The 23,516-nt window shown below is 64.4% G+C and carries 24 protein-coding genes; 16 read left to right on the forward strand and 8 right to left on the reverse strand.

The genetic code is table 11. From position 1 onward, the window contains the following. Window positions 1-12: 12 nt before the first annotated feature. From pcaQ to AC1D08_RS06795, 8 genes are all read left to right on the forward strand, one after another. Window positions 13-930 (forward strand): pca operon transcription factor PcaQ, encoded by a 918-nt coding sequence (gene pcaQ, locus AC1D08_RS06760; protein ID WP_457150965.1) that lies wholly within the window; start codon window positions 13-15, stop codon window positions 928-930. A gap of 142 nt (window positions 931-1,072) precedes the next feature. Next, window positions 1,073-2,389 (forward strand): ABC transporter substrate-binding protein, encoded by a 1,317-nt coding sequence (locus AC1D08_RS06765; protein WP_477422808.1) that lies wholly within the window; start codon window positions 1,073-1,075, stop codon window positions 2,387-2,389. A gap of 21 nt (window positions 2,390-2,410) precedes the next feature. Beyond that, window positions 2,411-3,154 (forward strand): ABC transporter ATP-binding protein, encoded by a 744-nt coding sequence (locus AC1D08_RS06770; RefSeq protein ID WP_457150978.1) that lies wholly within the window; start codon window positions 2,411-2,413, stop codon window positions 3,152-3,154. Further along, the gene (locus tag AC1D08_RS06775; protein ID WP_457150967.1) at window positions 3,151-3,879 is read left to right on the forward strand and encodes an ABC transporter ATP-binding protein; all 729 of its coding nucleotides are present in this window, start codon (window positions 3,151-3,153) and stop codon (window positions 3,877-3,879) included. The genes AC1D08_RS06770 and AC1D08_RS06775 overlap by 4 nt, the downstream gene beginning before the upstream one ends. Next, the gene (locus AC1D08_RS06780) at window positions 3,876-4,766 is read left to right on the forward strand and encodes a branched-chain amino acid ABC transporter permease (RefSeq protein WP_457150968.1); all 891 of its coding nucleotides are present in this window, start codon (window positions 3,876-3,878) and stop codon (window positions 4,764-4,766) included. The genes AC1D08_RS06775 and AC1D08_RS06780 overlap by 4 nt, the downstream gene beginning before the upstream one ends. Further along, a complete protein-coding gene (locus tag AC1D08_RS06785; protein WP_457150969.1) occupies window positions 4,763-5,821 on the forward strand; it encodes a branched-chain amino acid ABC transporter permease in 1,059 nt (352 codons plus the stop codon). Before AC1D08_RS06780 ends, AC1D08_RS06785 begins: the two co-directional genes overlap by 4 nt. A gap of 2 nt (window positions 5,822-5,823) precedes the next feature. Continuing rightward, window positions 5,824-6,609, forward strand: a complete 786-nt coding sequence (locus AC1D08_RS06790; RefSeq protein ID WP_457150979.1) for a coniferyl-alcohol dehydrogenase — start codon at window positions 5,824-5,826, stop codon at window positions 6,607-6,609. 76 nt (window positions 6,610-6,685) lie between these two features. Next, window positions 6,686-8,131, forward strand: a complete 1,446-nt coding sequence (locus AC1D08_RS06795; protein WP_457150970.1) for an aldehyde dehydrogenase — start codon at window positions 6,686-6,688, stop codon at window positions 8,129-8,131. A 29-nt stretch (window positions 8,132-8,160) separates the two neighbouring features. Here the strand turns inward: AC1D08_RS06795 and AC1D08_RS06800 are convergent, their stop codons facing one another. Then, window positions 8,161-9,078 (reverse strand): aldose 1-epimerase, encoded by a 918-nt coding sequence (locus tag AC1D08_RS06800; protein WP_457150971.1) that lies wholly within the window; start codon window positions 9,076-9,078, stop codon window positions 8,161-8,163. A gap of 61 nt (window positions 9,079-9,139) precedes the next feature. On the opposite strand from AC1D08_RS06800, the gene AC1D08_RS06805 reads away from it, so the two are divergent. The 8 genes from AC1D08_RS06805 to AC1D08_RS06840 all read left to right on the forward strand — a co-directional run bounded on the left by AC1D08_RS06805 (window position 9,140) and on the right by AC1D08_RS06840 (window position 17,399). Further along, on the forward strand, window positions 9,140-9,931 hold the full coding sequence (locus AC1D08_RS06805) for a FadR/GntR family transcriptional regulator (RefSeq protein WP_477225883.1): 792 nt from the start codon (window positions 9,140-9,142) through the stop codon (window positions 9,929-9,931). Then, entirely contained in the window at window positions 9,928-11,655 is a 1,728-nt protein-coding gene (locus AC1D08_RS06810) for an IlvD/Edd family dehydratase (protein ID WP_477225882.1), read from the forward strand. The genes AC1D08_RS06805 and AC1D08_RS06810 overlap by 4 nt, the downstream gene beginning before the upstream one ends. A gap of 13 nt (window positions 11,656-11,668) precedes the next feature. Further along, window positions 11,669-12,445, forward strand: coding sequence for an SDR family NAD(P)-dependent oxidoreductase (locus AC1D08_RS06815; protein ID WP_457150974.1), 777 nt, complete (start codon window positions 11,669-11,671; stop codon window positions 12,443-12,445). Window positions 12,446-12,476: 31 nt separating this feature from the next. Beyond that, window positions 12,477-13,475 (forward strand): AraD1 family protein, encoded by a 999-nt coding sequence (araD1, locus tag AC1D08_RS06820; protein ID WP_457150975.1) that lies wholly within the window; start codon window positions 12,477-12,479, stop codon window positions 13,473-13,475. A 52-nt stretch (window positions 13,476-13,527) separates the two neighbouring features. Further along, on the forward strand, window positions 13,528-14,553 hold the full coding sequence (locus AC1D08_RS06825; protein WP_457150976.1) for an ABC transporter substrate-binding protein: 1,026 nt from the start codon (window positions 13,528-13,530) through the stop codon (window positions 14,551-14,553). Window positions 14,554-14,629: 76 nt separating this feature from the next. Then, window positions 14,630-15,733 (forward strand): ABC transporter ATP-binding protein, encoded by a 1,104-nt coding sequence (locus AC1D08_RS06830; protein ID WP_457150977.1) that lies wholly within the window; start codon window positions 14,630-14,632, stop codon window positions 15,731-15,733. Beyond that, a complete protein-coding gene (locus AC1D08_RS06835; protein WP_095080915.1) occupies window positions 15,730-16,602 on the forward strand; it encodes an ABC transporter permease in 873 nt (290 codons plus the stop codon). The genes AC1D08_RS06830 and AC1D08_RS06835 overlap by 4 nt, the downstream gene beginning before the upstream one ends. Beyond that, on the forward strand, window positions 16,599-17,399 hold the full coding sequence (locus AC1D08_RS06840; RefSeq protein ID WP_095080914.1) for an ABC transporter permease: 801 nt from the start codon (window positions 16,599-16,601) through the stop codon (window positions 17,397-17,399). The genes AC1D08_RS06835 and AC1D08_RS06840 overlap by 4 nt, the downstream gene beginning before the upstream one ends. Before the next feature lie 61 nt (window positions 17,400-17,460). Here the strand turns inward: AC1D08_RS06840 and AC1D08_RS06845 are convergent, their stop codons facing one another. The 7 genes from AC1D08_RS06845 to AC1D08_RS06875 all read right to left on the reverse strand — a co-directional run bounded on the left by AC1D08_RS06845 (window position 17,461) and on the right by AC1D08_RS06875 (window position 23,431). Next, on the reverse strand, window positions 17,461-18,864 hold the full coding sequence (locus AC1D08_RS06845; protein ID WP_477422813.1) for an FAD-binding oxidoreductase: 1,404 nt from the start codon (window positions 18,862-18,864) through the stop codon (window positions 17,461-17,463). A gap of 162 nt (window positions 18,865-19,026) precedes the next feature. Next, complete coding sequence (locus AC1D08_RS06850) at window positions 19,027-20,286, reverse strand: ABC transporter substrate-binding protein (RefSeq protein ID WP_457150385.1); 1,260 nt, start codon at window positions 20,284-20,286, stop codon at window positions 19,027-19,029. A 100-nt stretch (window positions 20,287-20,386) separates the two neighbouring features. Then, window positions 20,387-20,815, reverse strand: a complete 429-nt coding sequence (locus tag AC1D08_RS06855; protein WP_457150386.1) for a DUF4440 domain-containing protein — start codon at window positions 20,813-20,815, stop codon at window positions 20,387-20,389. Next, window positions 20,812-21,867 carry an aldo/keto reductase gene (locus tag AC1D08_RS06860; protein WP_457150387.1) on the reverse strand — a complete coding sequence of 352 codons (1,056 nt, stop codon included), beginning with the start codon at window positions 21,865-21,867 and terminating at the stop codon, window positions 20,812-20,814. Before AC1D08_RS06860 ends, AC1D08_RS06855 begins: the two co-directional genes overlap by 4 nt. Next, a complete protein-coding gene (locus tag AC1D08_RS06865; protein ID WP_457150388.1) occupies window positions 21,864-22,217 on the reverse strand; it encodes a TIGR04076 family protein in 354 nt (117 codons plus the stop codon). Before AC1D08_RS06865 ends, AC1D08_RS06860 begins: the two co-directional genes overlap by 4 nt. Next, window positions 22,218-22,700, reverse strand: coding sequence for a DUF3830 family protein (locus AC1D08_RS06870; RefSeq protein WP_457150389.1), 483 nt, complete (start codon window positions 22,698-22,700; stop codon window positions 22,218-22,220). After that, on the reverse strand, window positions 22,697-23,431 hold the full coding sequence (locus AC1D08_RS06875) for a GntR family transcriptional regulator (protein WP_095081116.1): 735 nt from the start codon (window positions 23,429-23,431) through the stop codon (window positions 22,697-22,699). The genes AC1D08_RS06870 and AC1D08_RS06875 overlap by 4 nt, the downstream gene beginning before the upstream one ends. Window positions 23,432-23,516 lie beyond the last annotated feature (85 nt).

Raw genomic sequence — 23,516 nt, forward strand, 5'->3', positions numbered from 1 at the left:
GTTATCAAATCCATGTCCGAGAGCCGCATCCGGTTCCGTCACCTGCAGGCATTCCTGGAAGTTGCACGGCAAGGAAGCGTGGCGCGAGCGGCCGGTTTGCTGCATGTCAGCCCACCGGCGGTGACCAAGACGTTGCGCGAACTGGAAGAGGCGCTCGGCGTCGCGGTGGTCGAACGCGATGGCCGCGGCATCAGGCTGACGCGCATCGGCGAGATCTTCCTTCGCCATGCCGGCACGGCGATCACGGCGCTCAAGCAAGGCGTCGATTCCGTTCGGCAGGATGGGGCGGTCAACCGGCACCCGATCCGCATCGGCGCGCTGCCGACGGTGTCGGCGCGGGTGATGCCGCTTGCCATGACCCTGTTCCTCAAGGAGGGCACCGGGGCGGCGATCAAGATCGTCACCGGCGAGAACGCGGTGCTGCTCGAACAATTGCGCACCGGCGCGCTCGATCTCGTTGTCGGGCGGCTGGCAGCGCCGGAGAACATGACCGGCTTCTTCTTCGAGCACCTCTACTCCGAACAGGTGCTGTTCGTGGTGCGAGCGGGACATCCGCTGCTTGATCCCGAGCGGGACGTGTTCGCGCGCCTCGACGAATTCCCGATGCTGATGCCGACGCGGGAATCCGTCATCCGTCCCTTCGTCGACCGGCTGTTCATCACCAACGGCATGACCGCGCCGGCAACCGAGATCGAAACCGTCTCGGACTCGTTCGGTCGCGCCTTCCTGCGGCAGAGCAATGCCGTCTGGATCATTTCGGCCGGCGTCGTTGCCAATGAACTGGGCAGCGGTGCCTTCGTCGCCTTGCCGGTCAACACCGAGGAAACCAAGGGCCCGGTCGGCCTGACGATGCGGACGGACACGGCGCCCTCGCCGGCCTTCTCCATCCTGCTGCAGACCATCCGCGAAGCGGCAAGGCAATGCAGCTGACGTCTCGGACATTCCAACCGGACGTCGTCTCGGCCGGGCAGTTTCCTAACCCAGGGGTTAATGAAACACCGCAAAATATCATTTTACCGAACCAAACCGGTGGTGCACTGTGACGATGGAGGAGCCACAGAGGGAGGAAAATATGACCCACGCCATTGGCAGCAGATCCACAATTCCGGGCCTATCGCGACGCCAGTTCATCGCCACATCGATTGCCGGCGGCACGGCGCTCGCGCTTGGCGGCCGCGGCGCCTTTGCTCAAGCAGGCGACACGCTCAAGGTCGGCTTCGTCAGTCCGCGCACTGGGCCGCTCGCCGGTTTCGGCCAGACCGACGGCTACGTGCTCGACCTGGCCCGCAAGGCGCTGGCCGGCGGCCTCGACCTGGGCGGCAAGAAGTACAACGTCGAAATCCTCGACCAGGATACGCAGTCCGACCCGTCGCGCGCTGGCCAGTTGGCCAAGGACCTGATCAACAACCAGGCCATCGACCTGATGCTGGCGGTGTCGACGCCCGAGGTGATCAACCCGGTGGCCGACGCCTGCGAAGCCGCAGGGGTGCCGTGCCTGTCGACAGTCATGCCTTGGGAGGCCTGGTACTTCGGCCGCGGCGCCAAGCCCGGCGCGCCCTCGCCGTTCAAATGGACCTATCATTTCGGCTTCGGCGTCGGCGAGTTCTTCAAGACCTACATCTCGCAGTGGAACCTGATCGAGACCAACAAAAAGGTCGGCGTCATGTATCCGAACGACGCCGACGGCAACGCCATCCGCGCCAATCTGGCGCCACTGCTGGCCAAGCAGGGGTTCACCATCGTCGATCCCGGCGCCTATGAAACCGGCACCACCGACTATTCCTCGCAGATCGCGCTGTTCAAACAGGAAGGCGTCGAGATCTTCAATTCCTTCCCGATCCCGCCGGACTTCGCGGCGTTCTGGCGACAGGCGGCACAGCAAGGGCTGATCAAGCAGATCAAGATCTGCCAGGTCGCCAAGACCGGGTTGTTCCCCTCGGATATCGAAGCGCTAGGCGATCTCGGCATGAAGATTTCGAGTGCCGCCTACTGGCACAAGGCATTCCCCTACAAGTCGCCGCTGACCGGCGTTTCGGGAACCGAGCTGGCCGACGGCTACGAGGCGGCGAGCGGCAAGCAGTGGACGCAGCAGCTTGGCGCCTCGATGTCGCTGCTCGACGCCGGCTTCGAAGCGCTGAAGGCAAGCAGCGACGCCAAGGACAAGGCCGCGGTGGCCAAGGCGCTGAGCCAGCTCAAGACCGAGACGATGATCGGCAAGGTCGACTTCACCAGCGGCCCGGTGGCCAATGTCTCGCCCGGCCCGATCATCGGCACGCAATGGGTGGCCGCCAAGGAAGGAGCCAAGTTCCCGCTCGACTATGTCGTGACCGAGAATGCAACGGACCCGAAAGTGCCCATCGAAGCCAAGCTTGTGCCTTACAACGGCTGATGGACCGCTGACGAGGATCGCCTGGTGACCCATCCGCAACAACAGGCGATCCTCGCCGCCGCCGCTATCCACAAGCGCTTCGGCGCACTCGTGGTGCTGGATGCCGTCGACTTCACCATGGCCGCCGACGAGGCGGTCGGCATTGTCGGCCCGAACGGTGCAGGCAAGACGACGCTGCTCAGCGTGCTTGCCGGAGCTTTTCCACCAAGCTCGGGCACTGTCAGCTTCAGGGGTGGCGATGTGACCGCACTGCCGGCGACGCAGCGCTGCCGGCTCGGCCTGGTGCGCACGCACCAGGTGCCAAAGCCGTTCAGCGGTATGACCACCTTCGAGAATGTCTTCGTCGCCGCCTCGCACGGCGCCGGTCTCGGCCGCGACGAGGCCTATGAAGAGGCGCTCGGCTCGCTGAAACTGTGCGGCATGCTGGGCGTCGCCAACCGGCGCGCCGAAACGCTCGGGCTGCTCGACCGCAAGCGGCTGGAACTGGCAAGGGCGCTTGCCGCAAGACCGAGGCTGCTGCTGCTCGATGAGATCGGCGGCGGACTGACCGATGGCGAAGCCGGCGAACTTGTCGACACGATCAAGGAATTGCGCCGGCGCAAGATCGGCATCGTCTGGATCGAGCACATCGTGCATATCCTGCTGCAGGTGGCCGAGCGGCTGATCTGCATGGATGCCGGCAAGATCATCGCCGATGGCGAGCCGCAAGCGGTGATGGCCGACCCCGAGGTCGTGCGTGCCTATCTCGGCGGAGGCCCGAAATGAGCCTGCTGTCGGTCGAGAACTTGGTTGTCCGGCACGGCCTGCTGCAGGCGGTGCGCGGCGTGAGCTTGACCGTCGAACGCGGCGAGACGCTGGCGCTGGTCGGTGCCAATGGCGCCGGCAAGACGACGCTACTCCGGGCCATCGCCGGGGCGCATCAGCCGGCCGCCGGCCGCGTGCTGCTCGACGGCGCCGATCTCACCAGCGTGCCGTCGCACAGGCGCGTCGGCATGGGCATCGCGCTGGTGCCGGAGGGACGCAAACTGTTTGTGCAGATGACGGTCGAGGAGAACCTCCTGCTCGGCAGGACCGTCGGCCGGCCGGGCGACTGGAGCGTCGACAAGGTGCTCGAGATGTTCCCCAACCTCAAGCCGCGCCGCCATACCAAGACGGGCCACCTTTCGGGCGGCGAGCAGCAGGCGACGGCGATCGGCCGGGCCTTGATGAGCAACCCGGAACTGCTGCTGCTCGACGAGGTTTCGCTCGGTCTGTCGCCGCTGATCGTCGACCGTGTCTACGCCGCGTTGCAAGGGCTGATCGCTTCGGGCACGACGATCATCTTGGTCGAACAGGACCTCAACCGGGCGCTCGCTGTATCCAACAGGGTGATCTGCATGCTCGAAGGGCGTGTCGCGCTCGAAGGAGCAAGCAAGGAGGTTTCGCGCGACGAGGTGACGAAGGCCTATTTCGGCCTGCCCCGGAAAAGCACCGGGAGCGTTCCCGCATGAGCAACCAGATCATCCAGGGCATCCTACTCGGCGGCTACTACGCGCTGATCGCCTGCGGCCTGTCGTTCATGTTTTCGGTGATGCGCATCATCAACCTCGCCCATGGCAGCCTTGCCGTGTTTTCCGCCTATGCGCTGTGGTTGCTGGCCTCGCGATTCAACGTCTCGCCCTTTGTCGGCCTGCTCATCGTGCTGCCATTGATGGCGGCGATCGGCTGGGCGCTGCAGCGCTTCCTGCTCGAACGCAGCGCGCGCGGTGGAGCCCTGCTGCCGATCCTTACGACGTTCGGCCTGGCCATCGTCATCGACAATCTGCTGTTCGAGCAGTTCGGCGCCGACACGCGTTCGCTGGCGCCCTATATCGGCAGCCTGTCCTATGATTCCTGGGAATGGCCAGGCAGCATATATGTCGGCAAGCTCGCGGTGATAATGTTCGCCACCGCAATTGTCCTGCTCGGCGGGCTGCAATTGTTCCTCACGCACACCAGGCTTGGCCGCTCGATTCGCGCCACCTCGGAAGACCCCGATACGGCCGGCCTGGTCGGTGTCGACGCCCGCCGCGCCAACGCCATTGCCGCGGCCATCGCCATGGTCACGGTCGGTCTTGCCGGCGCGTTCCTGGGCATGCGCGCCACCTTCGATCCCTATGCCGGGGCGCCGCAATTGCTGTTCGCTTTCGAGGCGGCGGTGATCGGTGGCGCCGGTTCGCTGTGGGGAACGCTGATTGGTGGCATCGTGCTGGCGCTTGCGCAGACGCTTGGCGCGCAAGTGCATCCGCAGGGGTTCCTGATCGGCGGCCACGCTGTCTTTCTCGTCGTCCTTTTTGTGCGGCTGTCCACGTCCGGCCTCGGCCTGCGCGGCCTGCTGCGCCTCGGGAAGACGTCATGAGCACTCTCGCCACCATGCCTGTCATCGAGCGCGGCACGGCGACGTCGCGGATCGCCGCGATGGCCGTCGCCGTCATCATCGCGTTGCTGGCGATCGCGCCGCAGTTCCTGTCGGCCGGCGCGGTCGACCGCATGACCGCACTGTTCATCTATGTAATCCTGGCGGCGATGTGGAATGCGCTGGCCGGCTTCGGCGGCCTGGTCTCGGTCGGCCAGCAGGTGTTCTTCGGGCTCGGCGCCTATTTCGCCATCCGGCTGGCCGATGCGGGCCTCAACCCGTTCCTGGCGCTGTTCGCCTCGGGCCTTGTCGTTGGCGTGGTGTCTATCCCGCTCTCGCTGGTCATGCTGCGGCTGAGAAATGGCGAATTCGCCATCGGCATGTGGGTGATCGCCGCGCTGACGCATCTGCTGGTCAATCTCGACCGGCTGGTGCAGGGCGAAACCGGCACCTCGCTGATCTCGCTGAATGTCTACGACGCCGGCACGAGGCGAGCGACGATCTACTGGCTGGCGCTGGCCTCGATGACCGCGCTGCTTGCCATCCTGTTTGGTCTGCTGCGCGGCAGCACCGGTGCCGCGATCCGCGCGATACGGGACAATGAGGACGCCGCCGCCTCGGTCGGCGTGCGCGTCACCGGCACCAAGCGGCTGCTGTTCGTGCTCGCTGCCTTCGGCATCGGCATTGCCGGTGCGCTGTGGCTGGCGACCTCCATCACCTTCCAGCCGAAGACCTACTTCAACGTGCAATGGACCGCCTACATGATCTTCATGGTGCTGGTTGGCGGCATCGGCACTTTCGAGGGCGCTATTCTCGGCGCGTTGGTGTTCTTCCTCATCGAGACATGGTTCGGCGGCACCGGCGTCTGGTACCTGGTCGGGCTCGGCGCCACGGCTGTGGTCTTCTCACTTTTCCTGCCGCGCGGCCTGTGGGGGACGATCGAGGAGCGCTTTGGGCTTCGCCTGCTGCCGGTCGGTTATCGCGTCAGGCTCGCAGCTGCCTCCGCAGATGACGACGCGACGCCACAACAAACCACGAAGCATCAGGAAAAGGCATGACCATGCTCTTCGGCAAGACCATCCTTGTCACCGGCGTCGCTTCCGGCATTGGGGCGCGCACCACGGAACTCGCCGGCCAGCTCGGCGCCGATGTGATCGGCGTCGATGTGCGTGAGCCGGCTGCCGCGGTTGGCAGCTTCGTCAAGGCCGACATCTCTAGCAAGGCTGGTGTCGACGATCTCATCGCGCGTCTGCCGCAGCGTATCGACGCACTCTGCAATGTCGCTGGCCTCTCCGGCAACACCGGTGCGGCGGCGACACTGGCCGTCAATTTCTTCGGGCTGCGGGCGCTTTCGGAAGGACTTGTGCCAAAACTTCGCGAAGGCGGCGCCATCGTCAACGTCGCCTCGATCGCCGGCTATGGCTGGCGCGCCCATCTCAATCGCGCCGCCTCGATGGTCGGCATCGAAGGTTTTCCCGATGTCGCCGAGGTGGTCTGCGACCACGCAGTCAGGAACGAGGAAGGCTATCCCGTCTCCAAGGAACTGCTGCTGCTATGGACCTTCCGTGCGGCGCACCAGGATCTGTTCAAACGCCGCGGCATCCGCGTCAATGCGGTAAGCCCTGGCCCGGTCGAGACACCGATCCTCAAACAGTTCCGCACCGTGCTCGGCGACGCCCGCGTCGACAGCGACATTGCCAGGGTCGGACGGGCTGGCACAGCGGGCGATATCGCACCGGTAGTCTTGTTCCTGTGCTCGGACGGCGCGCGCTGGATCAACGGCGCCAACGTGCCGGTCGATGGTGGCCTCGAAGCATCGATCAACGCCGAAATGTTCGGATTCTAGACCATGATCCTGAAAAGCGGGAACCGGTTTTCGGAAAAGATCATGGGCAAACAAGAATAGAGGGATGGAGACAGTCATGGACATCGGACTTCTGATCGATGGCGACGAACGGGCTGCCTCAGGTGCGGCGTCCTACGAGCGCATGGACCCGTTCACCGGCAGGCTGGCGACACGCGCCGCCGCGGCCAGCATTGCTGACGCCAACGCCGCGGTAGAGGCCGCAGCGGCCGCCTTTCCGGCCTGGTCGAAGACCGGGCCCGGTGAGCGCCGCGCCTTGCTGAGCAAAGCGGCCGACGTCATGGCCTCGAAGGTCGGCGAGTTTACCAAGCTGATGATGGAAGAGACCGGCGCGACCGGCCCGTGGGCCGGCTTCAACGTCATGCTGGCGGCCAACATGCTGCGCGAGGCGGCGGCGATGACGACGCAGATTTCGGGCGAGATCATCCCATCCGACAAGCCGGGCACGCTGGCCATGGCGATCCGCCAGCCGGCTGGCGTGTGCCTCGGCATCGCGCCGTGGAATGCGCCGGTCATTCTCGGCACCCGCGCCATCGCCATGCCGATCGTCTGCGGCAACACGGTGGTGCTGAAAGCTTCCGAAATGTGCCCCGGCACACACCGGCTGATCGGCCAGGTGCTGGTCGAGGCCGGCCTGCCGAAGGGCGTCATCAATGTCGTCACCAACGATCCGAAGGACGCCGCCGGCATTGTCGAGGCGCTGGTCGCGCATCCTGCAGTCAAGCGCGTCAACTTCACCGGCTCGACCAAGGTGGGCAGGATCATCGCCGAACTCGCTGGACGGCACCTGAAGCCGGCGCTGTTCGAACTCGGCGGCAAGGCGCCGTTGCTGGTGCTGGACGATGCCGACATCGACGCGGCCGTCAACGCCGCCACCTTCGGCGCGTTCATGCATCAGGGCCAGATCTGCATGTCGACCGAGCGTCTGATCGTCGACGAAAAGGTCGCCGATGAATTCGTTTCCAAGCTCGCGGCACGCGCGTCGCAACTGCCGGCGGGCGATCCACGCGGCCATGTCGTACTGGGCTCCCTGATCAGCAGCCAAGCGGCCGACAAGATGGAGGAACTCATCACCGATGCCGTCGCCAAGGGCGCCAGGCTCGTGGCCGGCGGCAAGCGCAGTGGCACCGTGGTGGAAGCGACATTGCTCGACCACGTCACGCCGGCCATGCGCGTCTATGCCGAAGAATCCTTCGGGCCGGTCAAGCCGGTGATCCGGGTCAAGGGCGAGGACGAGGCCGTGCGTGTCGCCAACGACACCGAATACGGCCTGTCGTCAGCCGTCTTCAGCCGCGACATCAAGCGTGCCATGGCGGTCGCCGCGCGCATCGAAGCCGGCATCTGCCATATCAATGGCCCAACCGTCGGCGACGAGGCACAAATGCCGTTCGGCGGCGTCAAGGGCTCGGGCTATGGCCGTTTCGGCGGCAAGGCATCGATCGCCGAGTTCACCGATTTGCGCTGGGTGACGATCGAGGATCCGGGCCAGCATTATCCGTTCTGAACCGACCCCTTTGGACGGTTCGACTTCGGTCAGGCCGCCTGTGAGGGCGTGAAGCGAACACTGGCGGATCGCATCTGGCCGGGCGCCAGCACGATGCGGCCGGTGTCGATGCCCGCGTCGCGGTTGAAGGCATCGGTGATGTTGGTGACCGGCTCGGCGCAAAAGAGCGGCTCGCCGGGCGGCGTGTAGAGTACGAGGAAATCGAGCGGCATCTCGGCCTCGATCTCCAGTTGCCGTCCATGTTCCGGCCAGCAAATCCGGGCCCGGCGCGTCCATCCGGTGAAGACGGTATCGAAGTCCGTCTCGGACACATCGAAGCCCGTGGTGGGGTTGGCACCGGCCGGCGGCAGGACGTGGCGGGTTGGCAAGATGTCCGCATCGGTCTCCCACATGCCGGACACCGGCGCCTGGACATGCGTCCACGGCGTCGATGGGAAATAAGGATGCAGGCCGAACCCGGCCGGCATCGGCGTGTCCGAGAGATTGCGCAGCGAAATGGTGATGCCCAGACTGCCATCGGCCAGCGAGATGACTTGCTCGGCCTCGTAGCTCCATGGCCAGGAGTCGGCGGCGTGGCGATAGCGCAAGACGACAGCGCTGGGTTCGTGTCGCCCGACTGTCCATGGCCGACGCCAGCCATGGCCGTGCTCATGATGCGGGTCATCGGGGCTTGTCGGCAGTGTGACGGTACGACCAGCGAAGGCGAAGCGACCACCCCTTATGCGATTGGAATAGGGAACCAGCGGGAAGCAGGCCATGGCGCCGGCATCGCGGCGGCTGATCGCCGCCTGATCGGCCGGGCGTAGCAAGTCCACGACAGAGCCGTCTTGCCGCCAGCGATACGACGCTACCGCACCGCCGGCGGCCGGAGCAATCTCCGCCGTCGCAATGCCGTCGCTGATCGAAAGCAGTTGCTGCCCCACAACGGCTGCTGAATTCTTTGTCATCGGCATGTCCCCATCCCTTGACTCCAATCGCCACGGCTATAAGACATATCATATGAATAGTATGAAGAATAAGAAATCTTTTAGCACGGCGCGGACTTCGCGAGTCGCCGTCGCGGTTTCCAGCGGCTCCACGGCACTGCATGCGACGGTTGTCGAGCAGATCGGGTTGCGCATCGTGCAGGGCGATTTCCTGCCCGGCGAGGCACTGCCCAATGCGGACGATTCCAGCGAGATGCTGGGGGTCAGCCGCACGGTGCTGCGCGAGGCGATCAAGGTGCTGGCCGGCAAGGGGCTTGTCGAATCGCGGCCGAAGACCGGCACAAGGGTGCGTCCCCGCTCCGACTGGAACTTCCTCGACCCGGACGTCCTGTCGTGGCGTTACGCCAGAGGTGTCAGCGCCGACGATGTGCGGGCGCTGTTCGAACTGCGCCGGGCCATCGAGCCGATGTCGGCCGCACTCGCCGCGCAGCGCGCCACGCCGGCGCAGATCGCCGAGATCAACGCCGCGCTCGCCGAAATGGAAGCCGTTGTCGACGACGGCGACCGCTTCGCCAAGCCTGACCTGCTTTTCCACCAGACCATTCTGCGCATGACGGGCAACGAGCTGATCGGCTCGCTCGCTGCACTGGTCGAAACCGCGCTGGTGATGAGCTTCCGCCTCTCCAACGACAATCCGGAAGGACAGCGCCACTCTTTGCCGCTGCACCGGGAAGTGGCTGAGAAGATCGCCGCGCGCGATGCCGCCGGCGCGCAAAAGGCGCTGCTGGTGCTCATCGACGATGCCGAGGAAGACGTGCGCCGCAGTGTCGAGAACCGCAACAGGCGCCGCGCCAATCGGGAGCTGGCTTCGTGACCGAGACCAAACGCAAGCTGCGGTCCGAGGCCTGGTTCGGCGGCGAAGGCAAGAATGCCTTCATGCACCGCAGCTGGATGAAGAACCAAGGCATTCCCGCCGACGCTTTCGACGGCCGCCCGGTGATCGGCATCTGCAACACCTGGTCGGAACTGACACCATGCAACGCGCATCTGCGCGCCCTGGCCGACCACGTCAAACGTGGCGTCTATGAAGCCGGCGGCCTGCCGCTGGAATTTCCGGTCATGTCATTGGGCGAGAGCAACATGCGCCCCACCGCCATGCTGTTTCGCAATCTGGTCAGCATGGATGTCGAGGAATCCATCCGCGGCAATCCTATCGACGGCGTCATCCTGCTGGTCGGCTGCGACAAGACCACGCCTGCGCTGCTCATGGGTGCTGCATCATGCAATCTGCCGACCATCACCGTTTCCGGCGGACCGATGCTCAACGGCAAGTTCCGCGGACAAGATATTGGCTCGGGCACGCATGTCTGGAAATTCGCCGAAGAGGTGAAGGCCGGCCGCATGCCGGTCGCCGATTTCCTGGCCGCCGAACAGGGCCAGAGCCGGTCGGCGGGCAGCTGCATGACAATGGGCACGGCTTCGACCATGGCCAGCATGGTGGAGGCGCTCGGCATCGGCATGCCGGACAATGCCGCGATCCCGGCGGTGGATTCACGCCGTGGCGTGCTCGCCCAGATGGCCGGACGCCAGATCGTCGAGCTGGTCCGCAAGGATGTGACGATCGCGCAGATTCTCACCAGGCAAGCGTTCGAGAACGCTATTCGCGTCAATGGCGCAATCGGCGGCTCGACCAATGCAGTGCTGCACCTGATCGCCATCGCCAACCGTGTAGGCGTCGATCTCAGCCTCGATGACTGGGACCGCCTTGGCCGCGACGTTCCGACCATTGTCGATTTGATGCCATCGGGCCGGTTCCTGATGGAAGATTTCTACTATGCCGGGGGGCTGGCTGCGGTCATGGCGTCGCTTGATGAAGTGGGGCTTCTTCATCGCGACGCCATGACCGTCAGCAACAAGACCATTGGCGAGTTGATCGACGGCGCGCCCAACTACAACACCGAGGTCATCCGCCCGCTGAGCGACCCGCTGACCAGGGAAGGCGGCATCTCGATCCTGCGTGGCAATCTGGCGCCCAACGGGGCGGTCATCAAACCGTCGGCGGCAACGCCCGAGCTGATGCAGCATCGCGGCAAGGCGATCGTCTTCGAAAACATCGAGCACTACTACGCCCGCATCGACGATCCGGAGCTGGATATCGACGCCTCTTCAGTGATGGTGCTGAAGAACTGCGGACCGCGTGGCTACCCCGGGATGGCCGAGGTCGGCAACATGCCGCTGCCGGCCAAGCTGCTGAAGCAAGGCGTCTCCGACATGGTGCGCATCTCGGACGCGCGCATGAGCGGCACCGCCTACGGCACCGTGGTGCTGCATGTGGCACCGGAAGCAGCGGCCGGCGGGGCGCTGGCGCTGGTGCGCGATGGCGATCTCATCGAGCTGGACGTGGCCGGCCGGCGCCTGGAGCTTTTGGTGTCGGACGAGGAACTGGCTATCCGCCGACACAACTGGCAGCCGCCGACGCCGCCCGAAGGCGGCTACCAGAGCCTCTATGTCGAGCGCGTCCTGCAGGCCGACAAGGGCTGCGATTTCGACTTTCTCGTCGGTCGGCGCGATGCCGGCATCCCCCGGCATTCCCACTAGAGAGGCGCGCGCGATGGATGAAATCGGCGGCTACGCCACGTACCCCAGCCTCAAAGGCCGCAGCGTCTTCATAACCGGCGGTGGCAGCGGCATCGGCGAAAGCCTGGTGCGCCATTTCTGCGCGCAAGGCAGCCGCGTTGCCTTTGTCGATCGGGCCGAGGAGCCGTCCCGGCGCCTGGTCGACGCGATCGCGGCTGATGGACATCGTGCGCCGCTGTTCATTGCCTGCGACCTGCGCAACGTCGAGCAACTGCAGGCCGCAACGGTGCAAGCGATGCAGCACAACGGCCCGATCCAGGTTCTGTGCAACAATGCCGGCAACGATGATCGCCATCAAACCAGTGACGTGACGGTCGCCTATTGGGACGACCGCATGGCGGTCAATCTGCGCCACCAGTTCTTTGCGGCGCAAGCGGTGCGGCCGCAGATGAGCTCGCTGGGCGGCGGATCGATCATCAATTTCGGTTCCATCACCTGGATGGTCGGCGATCCCGATTGCCCCGCTTATGTGACGGCCAAGGCGGCGGTTTACGGCATGACGCGGGCGCTGGCCCGCGAGCTTGGTCCCGAGCGCATCCGCGTCAACTGCATGGTGCCTGGCTGGGTGATGACAGAGCGCCAGATGCGCTTGTGGCTGAACCCGGCCGGAGAGCGGCAGATCGAGGAGCGACAGTGCCTGCCCGACCGGCTGCAGCCCTCCGATATAGCGCGCATGGCGCTGTTCCTCGCCGCCGACGACAGCCGCATGTGCACAAGCCAGCAATTCATCGTCGATGCGGGCTGGGTGTGACCCGCACGGCTTCAAGGGAAGAAGGTACCTCATGCGTCTTGTTCAGTTCAGAATGCCCGATGGCAACAGGCGGGTTGGCCGCGTCTCCGACGACGGCAATCACCTGCACCCGCTCGAAAAGACCAGCACCGTGCTGGAACTGGCCGAAGCGGCAATTGCTGAGGGCGTTTCCATCGCCGCACTTGTCGAGAAGCGGAGGGGCACTGCAACGGTCGACTATGACGAGCTGTTGCGCGACGGCCGCGTGCTGGCCCCGGTCGACCATCCGGAACCGGCGCGCTTCCTGGTCACCGGCACGGGCCTGACCCATACCGGCAGCGCCGCGGCACGCGACAAGATGCATGTGCTTACGCATGGCGAGGACGCCGAGGAATCCGATTCACTGAAGATCTTCCGCATGGGTCTCGAGGGCGGCAAACCCGCCGCCGGGCAGATCGGAATCCAGCCCGAATGGTTCTTCAAGGGCGTCGGCACCTGCGTCGTGCCGCCCGGCGCTGCGCTGCCGATGCCGGCCTTCGCGCGCGCCGGCGCGGAAGAGGCCGAGATCGTCGGGCTCTATCTCAATGGGCCGGATGGCCGCCCCTATCGCATCGGCTATGCGCTCGGCAACGAATACTCCGACCATGTCACGGAAGCCGAGAACTACCTCTATCTTGCCCATTCAAAACTCCGCTCCTGCTCGATCGGCCCGGAGCTTTTGATCGGCGACCTGCCCGATGAAGTGCGCGGCCGTTCCCGCATCCTGCGCGACGGCGCCGTCGTCTGGGAGCAGGAGTTCCTGTCGGGCGAGGCGCACATGTCGCACTCGATCGCCAATCTCGAACATTTCCATTTCCGCTACCCGATGCACCGCAGAGCAGGCGACCTGCATGCCTACTTCTTCGGCGCGGCGGTGATGAGCTACGCCTCCGGCATCAAGACGGCTTCCGGCGACGAGTATGAAATCCAGGCACAGACATTCGGAAAGCCACTGCGCAACCGGATGGAGTCGGTGCCGGACGAGGGACTGGTCGCCGTCACCCAGCTGTGACGGCAAAGGTCCGGAAACTGCGGTCCACCAGAACGACAATGGGAGATTAAAAATGGGACTGAAAAAACTGTTTCTAAGAATGGCGGCAATCGGCCTCGGCATCGGCCTGATGACATCGGCAGCCTTGGCCGCGAACCTTCGGGTTCTGGCCTGGGACGGCTACGCCGACCCGGACTGGGTCAAGGATTTCACCGCGGCAACCGGCGTCGGCGTCGATGTCGTCTTCATCGGCAGCGATGACGAGATCTGGGCCAAGATCAAGGGCAGCGAAGGGCAGGACTTCGACGTCTTCGCCGTCAACACGGCCCAGTTGCAGCGCTACATCAAGGCCGATCTGGTGTCGCCGATCGACGTGACGAAGCTGGCCAACCAGAAAGAGGTGCTGCCGCGCTTCCGCGATCTCACGGCGGTGAGCGGCGTCACCAAGGACGGCAAGGTCTATGGCATTCCGTTCTGCTTCGACTCGATCGGCCTGATCTACGACACCGACAAGGTCAAGCCGGCACCGACATCGATGTCGGTCCTGTGGGACCCGGCCTACAAAGGCAAAGTCCTGGCCTATGACAATGGCGAGCACAATTTCTCGTTCACCGCGCTGACGCTCGGCTACAAGGATCCGTTCAATCTGAATGAAGAACAGATGGCGGCGGTCAAGGCCAAGTTGGTCGAACTCAAGCGCAATGTGCTGAGCTTCTACACCACCGCCGACGAGGCGCAGCAGATCTATCAGAACAATGACGTGGCACTGATCTGGGCCAATTATGGCCAGCAGCAGGTCAAGGCACTGCAGAAGATCGGCGCCCATGTCGCCTACGTCAATCCGAGCGAAGGCGCGCTTGCCTGGCTCGACAACTGGGTCATCTCCAAGGGCGTCCGCGACAATGCGGCGGCCGAGAAATGGATCGACTTTATGCTGAGCAAGAAGGTCAGCGGCGAGCTTTCCGAGCGCACTGGTTTCGGCAACACGGTGACGGAGACCGGCAGCGCCGGCGGCAACGACAAGCTGGTCTGGCTCAACAATGTCGAGGATCCGCTGAAGCGGTCGGACATGTGGAACGAGATCAAGGCCACGCCCTGATCTTTCCGCACGAAGACTTCGAAGGACCCGGCGGTCCGGACGTTCCGGACCGCCGAAGCGTATGCGAGAGTATTCTATGAACCAGAACACCGACCTCTTGACGCTGCGGTCCGTCTCGAAATCCTACGGCACCGTTCCGGTGCTGCACGACATCGACCTGTCGATCAAGGACGGTGAGTTCCTGACCGTTCTTGGGCCGTCAGGCTCCGGCAAGACCACGGTGCTGCGGCTGATCGGCGGGCTGGAACCACTGACGTCGGGCGAGATCCGGCTGGACGGCCACGACATCAGCCGCATGCCGATCAACCGGCGGCCATTCAACACCGTGTTCCAGGACTATGCGCTGTTCCCGCATCTGACCGTTTCCGGCAATGTCGGCTACGGGCTTTCGGTTCGCCACCTGCCGCGCAAGGAGATTGCGCGCCGCGTCGCGGAGGCGCTGGAGCTTGTCCAGCTCGGGCGTTTCACCGACCGCTTTCCGGCCCAGCTCTCCGGCGGCCAGCGCCAGCGCGTCGCCTTGGCCCGCGCGCTGATCTGCCAGCCGCGCCTGATCCTGCTCGACGAGCCGCTGGCAGCGCTCGACCTGGAGCTGCGCCGGCAAATGCAGGAGTTCCTGAAATCCATCCAGCGCGAAATCAAAACCACCTTCCTGTTCGTCACCCACGACCAGGAAGAAGCGATCGGCATGGCCGATCGGATATGCGTCATGCAGGCCGGCCATATCCGCCAGCTCGGCACACCGCACGAGCTGTACTACAAGCCGAATTGCGAGTTCGTGGCGCGCTTCTTCGGCGAAAACAATCTAGTGGCCGGAAAGCTTGGATCCGTCCAGGGCGAACTGCGATCGATCGAGACGACGCTCGGACGCCTGGTCTGTTCGATCCGTGACCAGCCGCATTTGAAGTCCGCGACGGATGGCGCCAGTGCCTTCGCTGCGTTCCGTCCCGAGGCCTTGCACCTTGCCGACGCAAAGGACACGGACAACCGCTTTTCCGGCACGATCGCCGACATGGCCTTCGCCGGCTCGTCGACCGTTGCCACCATCACGGTCGGCGCCGACCATGCTGGGCAACGCTTGCGGCTGCGCATGCCGAGCCGGGTCGACGGCAGCACGCTGCAATCCGGCGCGACGATCTCCCTCGCGTTTGCGCCGCATGAAGGTCACCTGGTGCTGGCATGAGCGGAACCGGCACGATACCGCTCGCAGAACGGCGATGGTCGCTGCTGGTGACGGTGCTGGCTTTCGCCTTGCCGGTGGTCTTCGTCCTCGTGCCGCTGGCGATCTTCCTCGGCTATAGCTTCTTCAGCGTCGACCAGGGCACGATCGTTCATACGCTGTCACTGGGCAACTATGTCCGCTTCTTCACCGATCCGATCTTTCTTCCGGTATTCTGGAACACCATCGTTTTGTGTCTCTCGGTGGCGGCAATCTGCATTCTGCTCGCCTATCCCGCCGCCTATTTCCTGACGACCCTCAAGGGGCGCTGGCGCTATGCCTTGCTGATGCTGCTGTTGGTGCCGCTGCTGATGAGCTACGTCATCAAGATCTATGCGATCCGCAGCATCCTCGGCCTTAACGGCTTTCTCAACAAGGCACTGGTCGGGCTCGGCATCCTGCAGGAGCCGTCGACGCTTTTCGTGTTCAACATGAACGCCATCCTGCTGACGCTGACGCTGCTGCTGATCCCGTTCGCCATCCTGCCGATCTTCCTGTCGCTGGAGCGGATTCCGCAGGTGCTGCTGCGTGCCTCCGACGATCTGGGCGCAAGCGGCCTGCAGACGTTCCTGCGCATCACCTTGCCGCTCAGCCTGCCCGGCGTCGCCTCCGCGGCGAGCTTCGTGTTCGTATTGGCGATCGGCGATTTCCTGACGCCGCAAATGGTCGGCGGGATCAGCGGCTTCACCTTCGGCCGCATCCTCTACAGCCAGTTCGGCACGGCCTACAATTGGCCGTTCGGAGCGGCGCTGTCAGTGGCGCTGGCTGTCGTGGTGATCGCGGCAATTCTTGTCGGCGAGCGCTTCGGCCGCAACCGGGGGACAGCGATATGACCGCCCTGCCCCGGCTATCCACCGTCTTTCTGGCTGCGATCACGACATTGGTCGCGGTGCTGCTCTACAGCCCGCTGGCCGTGCCGATCGTGTCGTCGTTCTTCACCATTGCGCATGGCAATGTCGACTGGTCTTCGCCGACGCTTGCGACCTATGTCGCCCTGGCCGAAAACCACGACATTCTGGCCGCCTTGCGGACCACGCTGATCGTCGGCGTCTGCACCGTCATCCTGTCGGTGGTCAGCGGAACGCTTCTGGCGCTCTACTATCACAGCCGCCGTTCCGGGCGCACGCTGCTGCAGTTCATCATCTTCCTGCCGTTCCTGATGCCGCCGATCATCAGCGGTCTGGCGTTGCTGATCTTCTTCCGCGAGATCGGCCTTGAACGCTCGCTGCTGACGGTGGTCATCGGACATACGGTTTTCGTGCTGGCGATCGTCTATCGCACGGTGCTGATGCGGCTGCAGTCGATGAGCCGCACGCTGGTCGAAGCATCCTACGATCTCGGCGCCACCGGCTGGCAAACGTTCTGGCGCATCGTCCTGCCGAACCTGTCGAGCGCAATGGTCGGCGGCGCCATCCTGGCTTTCGCGCTGTCGTTCGACGAGACCATGATTACCATCCTGGTCACCGGCACCCAAAGCACGCTTCCGGTGAGGCTGTGGGCGATGATGCGGCTTGGCTTTTCCCCCGACATCAATGCGCTGGTGGCGCTGATCCTGATGTTCACCGTACTGCTCTGCGTGCTCGCCGCCCGTTTTCTCATCCCCAGGCAAGTCGCCACGGAACGGACCTGAGTGCGCGGCAGCCACGGCCGACGGATGTCGCGGTATCGCGTTGATTACAGGCTGGCCGCTATCATCCTGCGAAGGCAAGTGGGACCAGGTCGAAGACCCGGCCCGGATTGAGGATGTTTCTGGGGTCGAGAGCTGCCTTCAGCCGCCGCATCGTGGCGATCTCGGCATCGCTGCGGACCAGATGCAGCCACCTCTTCTTGTCGAGGCCGATGCCATGTTCGGCCGAAACGCCGCCGCCGGCTGCCGCCACGCCGCGATAGACGATATCGTATGCCGCCGCCGGATCCACCGTGCGGACCTGGTAGTGCAGATTGCCGTCACCGAGATGGCCGAAGACGTAGATGTCGGCGCCGGGATCCATGGCATGGATGGCAGCGTCCGCTTCCCGTAGGAAAGTACCCATCCGCGCCAGCGGGATGCTGATGTCGACGCCGACAAGGCCTTTGATCGAAAACAGGACGCGATTGGCGTCCTCGCGCACGGCCCACAGCGCCCGGACTTCGCGCGGCGACTGCGAGACGACCACATCGTCGACCACGCCGTCCTCGACCGCCTGCATCAAGACCTCGGCGAAGCGCTCGCCGTCACGGTCGGGTTCGCTGCCCTGGATCTCGGCCAGCACATAGACAGGCGAACCCGCCGGCAGCGGCGCCGGCATGTCCATGCTGGCGACCATCGCGTCATAGAGCGGCGCGAAGTTGACCTCATAGGCAGACAAAAGCGGGCCGAGCCTTTGCCGCAGCAGCCCAAGCAGGGCGATCGCCGCATCGAGCGATGGGAGTGCGCAGAAGGCGTTTACCTCGGACACCGGCTTCGGATGCAGCCTGAGCGCCGCGCGTGTGACGACGCCGAGCGTCCCCTCCGTGCCGATGAAGAGCTGGCCGAGGTCGTAGCCGGAATTATCCTTGGGCAGGCCCTTCATCGAGGTCAGCACGCTGCCATCGGCAAGCACCGCCTCCAGCCCCAGAACCTGCGCCCGGTACATTCCGTAGCGCAGCACGCGGATGCCACCGGCATTGGTGGCGACATTGCCGCCGATAGTGGCCGAACCGCGTGCGCCGATATCGACGCCGAACATCAGACCGGCGCCGTCGGCTGCCTCCTGCACCGCCTGCAGCGTTGCGCCGGCCTCGGCGAGGATGGTGGCAGCCTGACGATCCGGTGCATCGAGACCTGTCATGCGTTCCAGCGACAGCACAACCTCGCCAGGCTGCACGCGCGCGGCGCCAGTCAGCCCGGTGCGTCCGCCCTGCACGACAACTGGCTGGCCGAGATCGTTGCACGCGGCCAGCGCGGCAGCGACACCCTGGGTGTCGCGCGGACGCAGCACCGCTTCGGGCAGTGCGCCGAGCTTGCCATCGGGATCGTCGCGATAGCGTTGATCCACGTCGGAGCCGGCGAGCACACCGGCCGCGCCCAGCCGGTCGCCTAGAGCAGATAGAAGTTTTTCAGTTTCAGGCGACATTGGCCAATCCTGTTGATGGGCCAATCCTATTCATGATCGCCTGCCGGTCAAACCCTTGTCCGTGCAAACGATATGGTTCTCACGGCCATCCATGTACGAGACAAACTGACCGTCCGGCGTCGATCGCGATGAGATCGGATCGACGCCGGGCGAGAAGTTGTCTTACTGAAGTTTGGCTTGCAACGCGTTGACGTCGTCGGTGGTCATTTCGCCGTCGGTCGTCACCTTGCCGTCGACGATCTTCCAGAGCCGGAAGGGGCCGGTGATGTCGCCATACTTGTCGAAGGCGACGGGACCGATGACGCCTTCGTAACGGATCGGCTTGCCGTCCTTGATCAGGCCGAGCGCCTTGGCGAATTCGTCCTTGCCGGCAAAGATCGGCGTGCCGGCCGGGTCGACCGCCTTGTACATCGCGTCCTTGATCTTGGCCGGATCCTCGGAGCCGGCAATCGCGATGGCGAGGCCGACAATGGCGCCCGCATCATAGGAGCGGTCGGCCGCCGGATTGGACGGCTCGATGCCGGAAAATTCCTTGTAGTTCTTCGTGAAATAGTCGGTGGAGGCCGTCGGGCTGGTGCCGGACGACGTACCATAGGCGTCCTTCAGATAGTCGGCGCCGACGGACTCGATGAAGTCAGGGCTGTTCATGCCGTCATTGAGCAGGAACTTCTGCACGCCACCCTGCGAAATCCAGGTGCGGGCAACCGTCGCGCCGTCAACCGGCGTGCTGACGAGATAGAGCCCGTCCGGCTCGCCGGCCATCGCCGCCGTCACTTCGGAAGCATAGCTCGACTGCTTTTCGTTGTAGGGCGTGTCGGAAACGATGGTGCCGCCGAGCGCTTTGTAGGCGCGCGAGAACTCGGCCACCATGTTGACGCCGAAGTCGTTGTTGACATGGATGATCGACAGCTTCTTGAAGCCCTTGTCGACCGCGTATTTGGCGGCAGCGACGCCCTGCAGCGCATCCGAGGTGATGGTGCGGAAGAAGATGCCATTGGTCTTGCCGTCGCGGCCGAGCGCCGTCAGCGTCGGCGACGACGAAGCCGGCGACACCTGGACGATCTTGGCCGGTGCCGTGACCGAGGTCAGGATCGGGATCGACACCGACGAGATGATGCCGCCGATGATGACCGGCACTTTCTTGACCTGAACCAGCTGGGTGGCGGCGTCGACGGCGATGTTGCCCTGGCTCTGGCTGTCGCGCGTGTCGGTCGCCAGGTCGCAGCCGCGCACGCCGCCGGCGGCATTGATGTCGCGGAAGGCCATCTCTACCGATTTGGCGCCGGCCTGACCATATTCGCCGGCCGGGCCGGTCAGTTCCATGACGAGGCCGACGGTGATCTTGCAATCGGCCGCTTGCGCCGCACCGGCCATCGTTACGAGGGCGAGCGCGGTGGTGAGTTGAAGTATCGTCTTTCTCATTGTTGTTCCCCTTTGAGCTACACGAACTGGATTACATGTCTCTTTGTCTGCGCATCGAACAAACCCAAAAACCGCTTCGCACTTTTGTCGATGCTCCTGTTCAGCGTCCCGGCACCTGCAGCCAGGTTTCATGCAGATGTCGCCATAGGACGCCGTTGGGCGCCGATGAACTGGTGGTGAAGACGGCGCTCGACTGGCGGCGGCTGTGCTTGCCACCGCGCAGTTGCGCCTCGACGTAGAAAACGACGATCGTCTCGGCATCCTGCCAGCCCGGCCGGATGTCCTCGATCGAAATGGCGAAACCGTCGTCACACGTGGCGCGGCTGGTGCGGACATGGCCGACGACCGCGTCGCGATCGAGAACCTGGCCGTCCGGTGCGACCATGGCGAAGCCGTCGCCCATGACGCGCTCGAAGCGGCTGAAGTCCGCTTTATTGGCGCGCGCCGCAACGAACCAGTCGACGAAAAAGCGATGCAGGTCGACGATCTCGGCGCTGGCGCGTGAAAACAGGGAGGGCTCGCCGCTCATTGCTTCCCCGCATTGAGGTTGTAATGCATGATCGAACCGTGGCGGCCCTGGCGGTCGCGCTCCAGCGTGTAGACATCACCCTCGAGGCCGGTGCCTTGCGCGATGACGGCTGCAATCCGCGCCCGGTCCTCGGCATCGAGCGTGACATCCATGATGCCGGCGTTGGCAAGCGCATGTGCCTGGTTGCGAGCACCGACGATGACGGCCGCCACGTGCGGCTGCTCCAGCACCCAGGCGCTGGCGATGGTGGCGATGTCGACGCCGTGGCGGTCGCCGACTGCCTTCAGCGCCTGAAGCAACTGCTGGAACAGGTTCCAGCCGCCAAAGTCATCGATGATCAGCTTGTATTTGACCAGCGAGCGGTTTTCGAGCGGCGTGGCCGGCTCGGCCACGCCTAGCCATTTGTTACTGAGGAAGCCGCCGGCGACGGAACCGTAGCAGAGGAAGCTGACGCCGTTTTTCGCGGCGAGTGCCGCAAGGCTGTTGCCCGGCCTCTGGTCGAGCACGGAATACTGCAGCTGCTGGCTGACCAGCGGGATGCCGGCGGCGAGGATTTCGGCCAGCCGCGGCGTGTCGAAATTGGTGGTGCCGAGATTGCGCACCTTGCCCTCAAGCCGAAGCTCGTTGAGCCAACCCATCGCCTCGACATAGCGCGGCTGCGCATAGTCCCACCAGTGGAACTGCACGAGATCGAGCCGCTCGGTCTTCAGCCGCCGCAGCGACTGGTCGACGATACTCCTGATATAGTCGCGGCTGATGCCGGCCAGCCGTTCGAGGTCGGGCACCAGCTTGGTATGCACCTTCATCCTGGTGGCGACGTCGAGGCCGCGCTCGCTGGCCAGCCGCAGGCGCGCCGCGCCGATCAGCTCCTCGACGCCGGTGTAGATGTCGGCGCAATCATAGGTCCAGATGCCGGCATCGAAGGTGGCGATCAGATCGGTCACCGCCTGCTGGCGGTCGATGGCGCCGTGGCCGCCGGCCAGTTGCCAGCCGCCGCGGATGACGCGCGAGATGGTGTAGCCGGAGCCGAGTTCGAAAGTCTGGGTACTCATTTGTCGTCTCCCCGCTTCGGCAGCGGCACGGCCGTGGTCTCGGCATGGCTGAACCGCCGCTTGGCCACCCTGACGATCCTCAGCCGACTGGCGCAATTGGGATCGGGACAGGCGATCTCGGCGTCCGAGGTCATCCAGTCGTTCGGGTGGGTCGGGCGCTGCTTGGCTGCCAGCAACGGCAACACGGCCGATATCGAATAGATCGAAAAGCCCTGGCCAGCCGGCATCGACAGCATCTCGCCCTTGAGCTCGAAATAGTCGCCGGCCTTGGCGCCGCAATAGATCGGTTTGCCCTCCGGGATGACCGCCTCGACGCGAAGATCGAAGAGCTCGAAACTGTCGTCGGCCATCTAGCCCTCCACCAGGCTGAAGGTGACGTCGCAGGCGCCGTTGCGGCGGATGACGCCGCAGGCGGCGGCGAACCGATCGCGCTCTTCGGCGCGCACTTGCGCCACCACGCTGCCGGCGAACCAGCCGATCGGGAAAAGCAGGCGCGCGCCCTGCCCGTAGTAGAGACCGATGTCGAAGATCGCATTGGGATTGCCGCCCCACATGCGCGGCGGCACATAGGACAACACGATGTCGCCCGGCTGCGGCGTCAGCGTCGCGTTCTCGGCCGGCAAAGGCCTGGCAAAGGGCTGGCCCTCGAGATCGGCAGCGGGAACCGGACAGGAGATTTCCGGTCCCGTCCACATCGCATGGATGCCCGGGACGACGCGTGGCGTGCCGAGATATGCCTTGAGGAAGGCAGCGTTTTCCGGCGCTTTCTGCGGCAGCAACAGCGCCGTTACGGAAAGCTGCGAGCGTGGCTCGTTGATCCTGATGGCGGTCATGTCTGGTCTTTCGCGGCGGCGGATTGCAGCTTGCTGCGCAGGAAGGTGAAGGGCCGGCTGATGTCGGCGGCCAGCGACTCCCGCGCGGCCTGCGCATCCTGGGTGGCCAGTGCCGTGACGATGCGGCGGTGATACTGGGCGGTGTCGACCTCGCCGGCTTCCGAGAAGGCGTAGATGGCGACACGAATGCAGGGGCCCGATTGCAGCCACAGGCTCTCGATCATCGGGATCAGCACGGCCGAGCCGCAGGAGCGATAGATCTCGAAATGAAAGCTCTGGTTGAGCGTCACTTCGCGATCGACATCCTTCTTGTGTTTCAGAGCCCGCATCTCGTCCCATTCGCCGAGAATGGTCTCGATGGTGGCGATCTGGCGCGGTCCCATGCGGGCGGCGGCCAGCGCAATGGCCTCGCCCTCGATCAGGATGCGGGCACGCAAGAGATCGTCGAGGCGTTCAAGCGTGATCGGCGGCACCCTCACCGAACGGTTGGGCAGCGCCTCCAACGCCTTTTCGGTGATCAGCCGGCCGAGCGCCTCGCGCACCGGCATGGTCGAGGTGACCAGCGCGTCGGCCAGACCACGTATGGTCAGCACCTGGCTTGGCTCGAACAGACCGCCGATCAGGGCACGGCGCAATTCCGAATAGACGCGATCCTGCACGGTCTCGCGGCCGACCGGCGCCAGCTGGGCCGCGATGGCCTCGTTGTTCTTTTCGATGGCAGCCTTTTGCATGGAATTCCGTTCTCGGCCGGTTTTCGGCTTGCGGACGAAATTAAAGCCGAATAGCGTGATCAAAGCAAGTGTGATCACAAATCAA

It is taken from the genome of Mesorhizobium sp. P2_E6 (assembly GCF_056403835.1).

Excerpts from the sequence above, each read along its gene's own strand:
- pcaQ (WP_457150965.1), top strand. The coding sequence starts at position 13 with ATGTCCGAGAGCCGCATCCGGTTCCGTCACCTGCAGGCATTCCTGGAA.
- AC1D08_RS06765 (WP_477422808.1), top strand. The coding sequence starts at position 1,073 with ATGACCCACGCCATTGGCAGCAGATCCACAATTCCGGGCCTATCGCGA.
- AC1D08_RS06775 (WP_457150967.1), top strand. The coding sequence starts at position 3,151 with ATGAGCCTGCTGTCGGTCGAGAACTTGGTTGTCCGGCACGGCCTGCTG.
- AC1D08_RS06780 (WP_457150968.1), top strand. The coding sequence starts at position 3,876 with ATGAGCAACCAGATCATCCAGGGCATCCTACTCGGCGGCTACTACGCG.
- AC1D08_RS06785 (WP_457150969.1), top strand. The coding sequence starts at position 4,763 with ATGAGCACTCTCGCCACCATGCCTGTCATCGAGCGCGGCACGGCGACG.
- AC1D08_RS06790 (WP_457150979.1), top strand. The coding sequence starts at position 5,824 with ATGCTCTTCGGCAAGACCATCCTTGTCACCGGCGTCGCTTCCGGCATT.
- AC1D08_RS06795 (WP_457150970.1), top strand. The coding sequence starts at position 6,686 with ATGGACATCGGACTTCTGATCGATGGCGACGAACGGGCTGCCTCAGGT.
- AC1D08_RS06800 (WP_457150971.1), bottom strand. The coding sequence starts at position 9,078 with ATGACAAAGAATTCAGCAGCCGTTGTGGGGCAGCAACTGCTTTCGATC.
- AC1D08_RS06805 (WP_477225883.1), top strand. The coding sequence starts at position 9,140 with ATGAAGAATAAGAAATCTTTTAGCACGGCGCGGACTTCGCGAGTCGCC.
- AC1D08_RS06815 (WP_457150974.1), top strand. The coding sequence starts at position 11,669 with ATGGATGAAATCGGCGGCTACGCCACGTACCCCAGCCTCAAAGGCCGC.
- araD1 (WP_457150975.1), top strand. The coding sequence starts at position 12,477 with ATGCGTCTTGTTCAGTTCAGAATGCCCGATGGCAACAGGCGGGTTGGC.
- AC1D08_RS06825 (WP_457150976.1), top strand. The coding sequence starts at position 13,528 with ATGGGACTGAAAAAACTGTTTCTAAGAATGGCGGCAATCGGCCTCGGC.
- AC1D08_RS06830 (WP_457150977.1), top strand. The coding sequence starts at position 14,630 with ATGAACCAGAACACCGACCTCTTGACGCTGCGGTCCGTCTCGAAATCC.
- AC1D08_RS06835 (WP_095080915.1), top strand. The coding sequence starts at position 15,730 with ATGAGCGGAACCGGCACGATACCGCTCGCAGAACGGCGATGGTCGCTG.
- AC1D08_RS06840 (WP_095080914.1), top strand. The coding sequence starts at position 16,599 with ATGACCGCCCTGCCCCGGCTATCCACCGTCTTTCTGGCTGCGATCACG.
- AC1D08_RS06845 (WP_477422813.1), bottom strand. The coding sequence starts at position 18,864 with ATGTCGCCTGAAACTGAAAAACTTCTATCTGCTCTAGGCGACCGGCTG.
- AC1D08_RS06850 (WP_457150385.1), bottom strand. The coding sequence starts at position 20,286 with ATGAGAAAGACGATACTTCAACTCACCACCGCGCTCGCCCTCGTAACG.
- AC1D08_RS06855 (WP_457150386.1), bottom strand. The coding sequence starts at position 20,815 with ATGAGCGGCGAGCCCTCCCTGTTTTCACGCGCCAGCGCCGAGATCGTC.
- AC1D08_RS06860 (WP_457150387.1), bottom strand. The coding sequence starts at position 21,867 with ATGAGTACCCAGACTTTCGAACTCGGCTCCGGCTACACCATCTCGCGC.
- AC1D08_RS06865 (WP_457150388.1), bottom strand. The coding sequence starts at position 22,217 with ATGGCCGACGACAGTTTCGAGCTCTTCGATCTTCGCGTCGAGGCGGTC.
- AC1D08_RS06870 (WP_457150389.1), bottom strand. The coding sequence starts at position 22,700 with ATGACCGCCATCAGGATCAACGAGCCACGCTCGCAGCTTTCCGTAACG.
- AC1D08_RS06875 (WP_095081116.1), bottom strand. The coding sequence starts at position 23,431 with ATGCAAAAGGCTGCCATCGAAAAGAACAACGAGGCCATCGCGGCCCAG.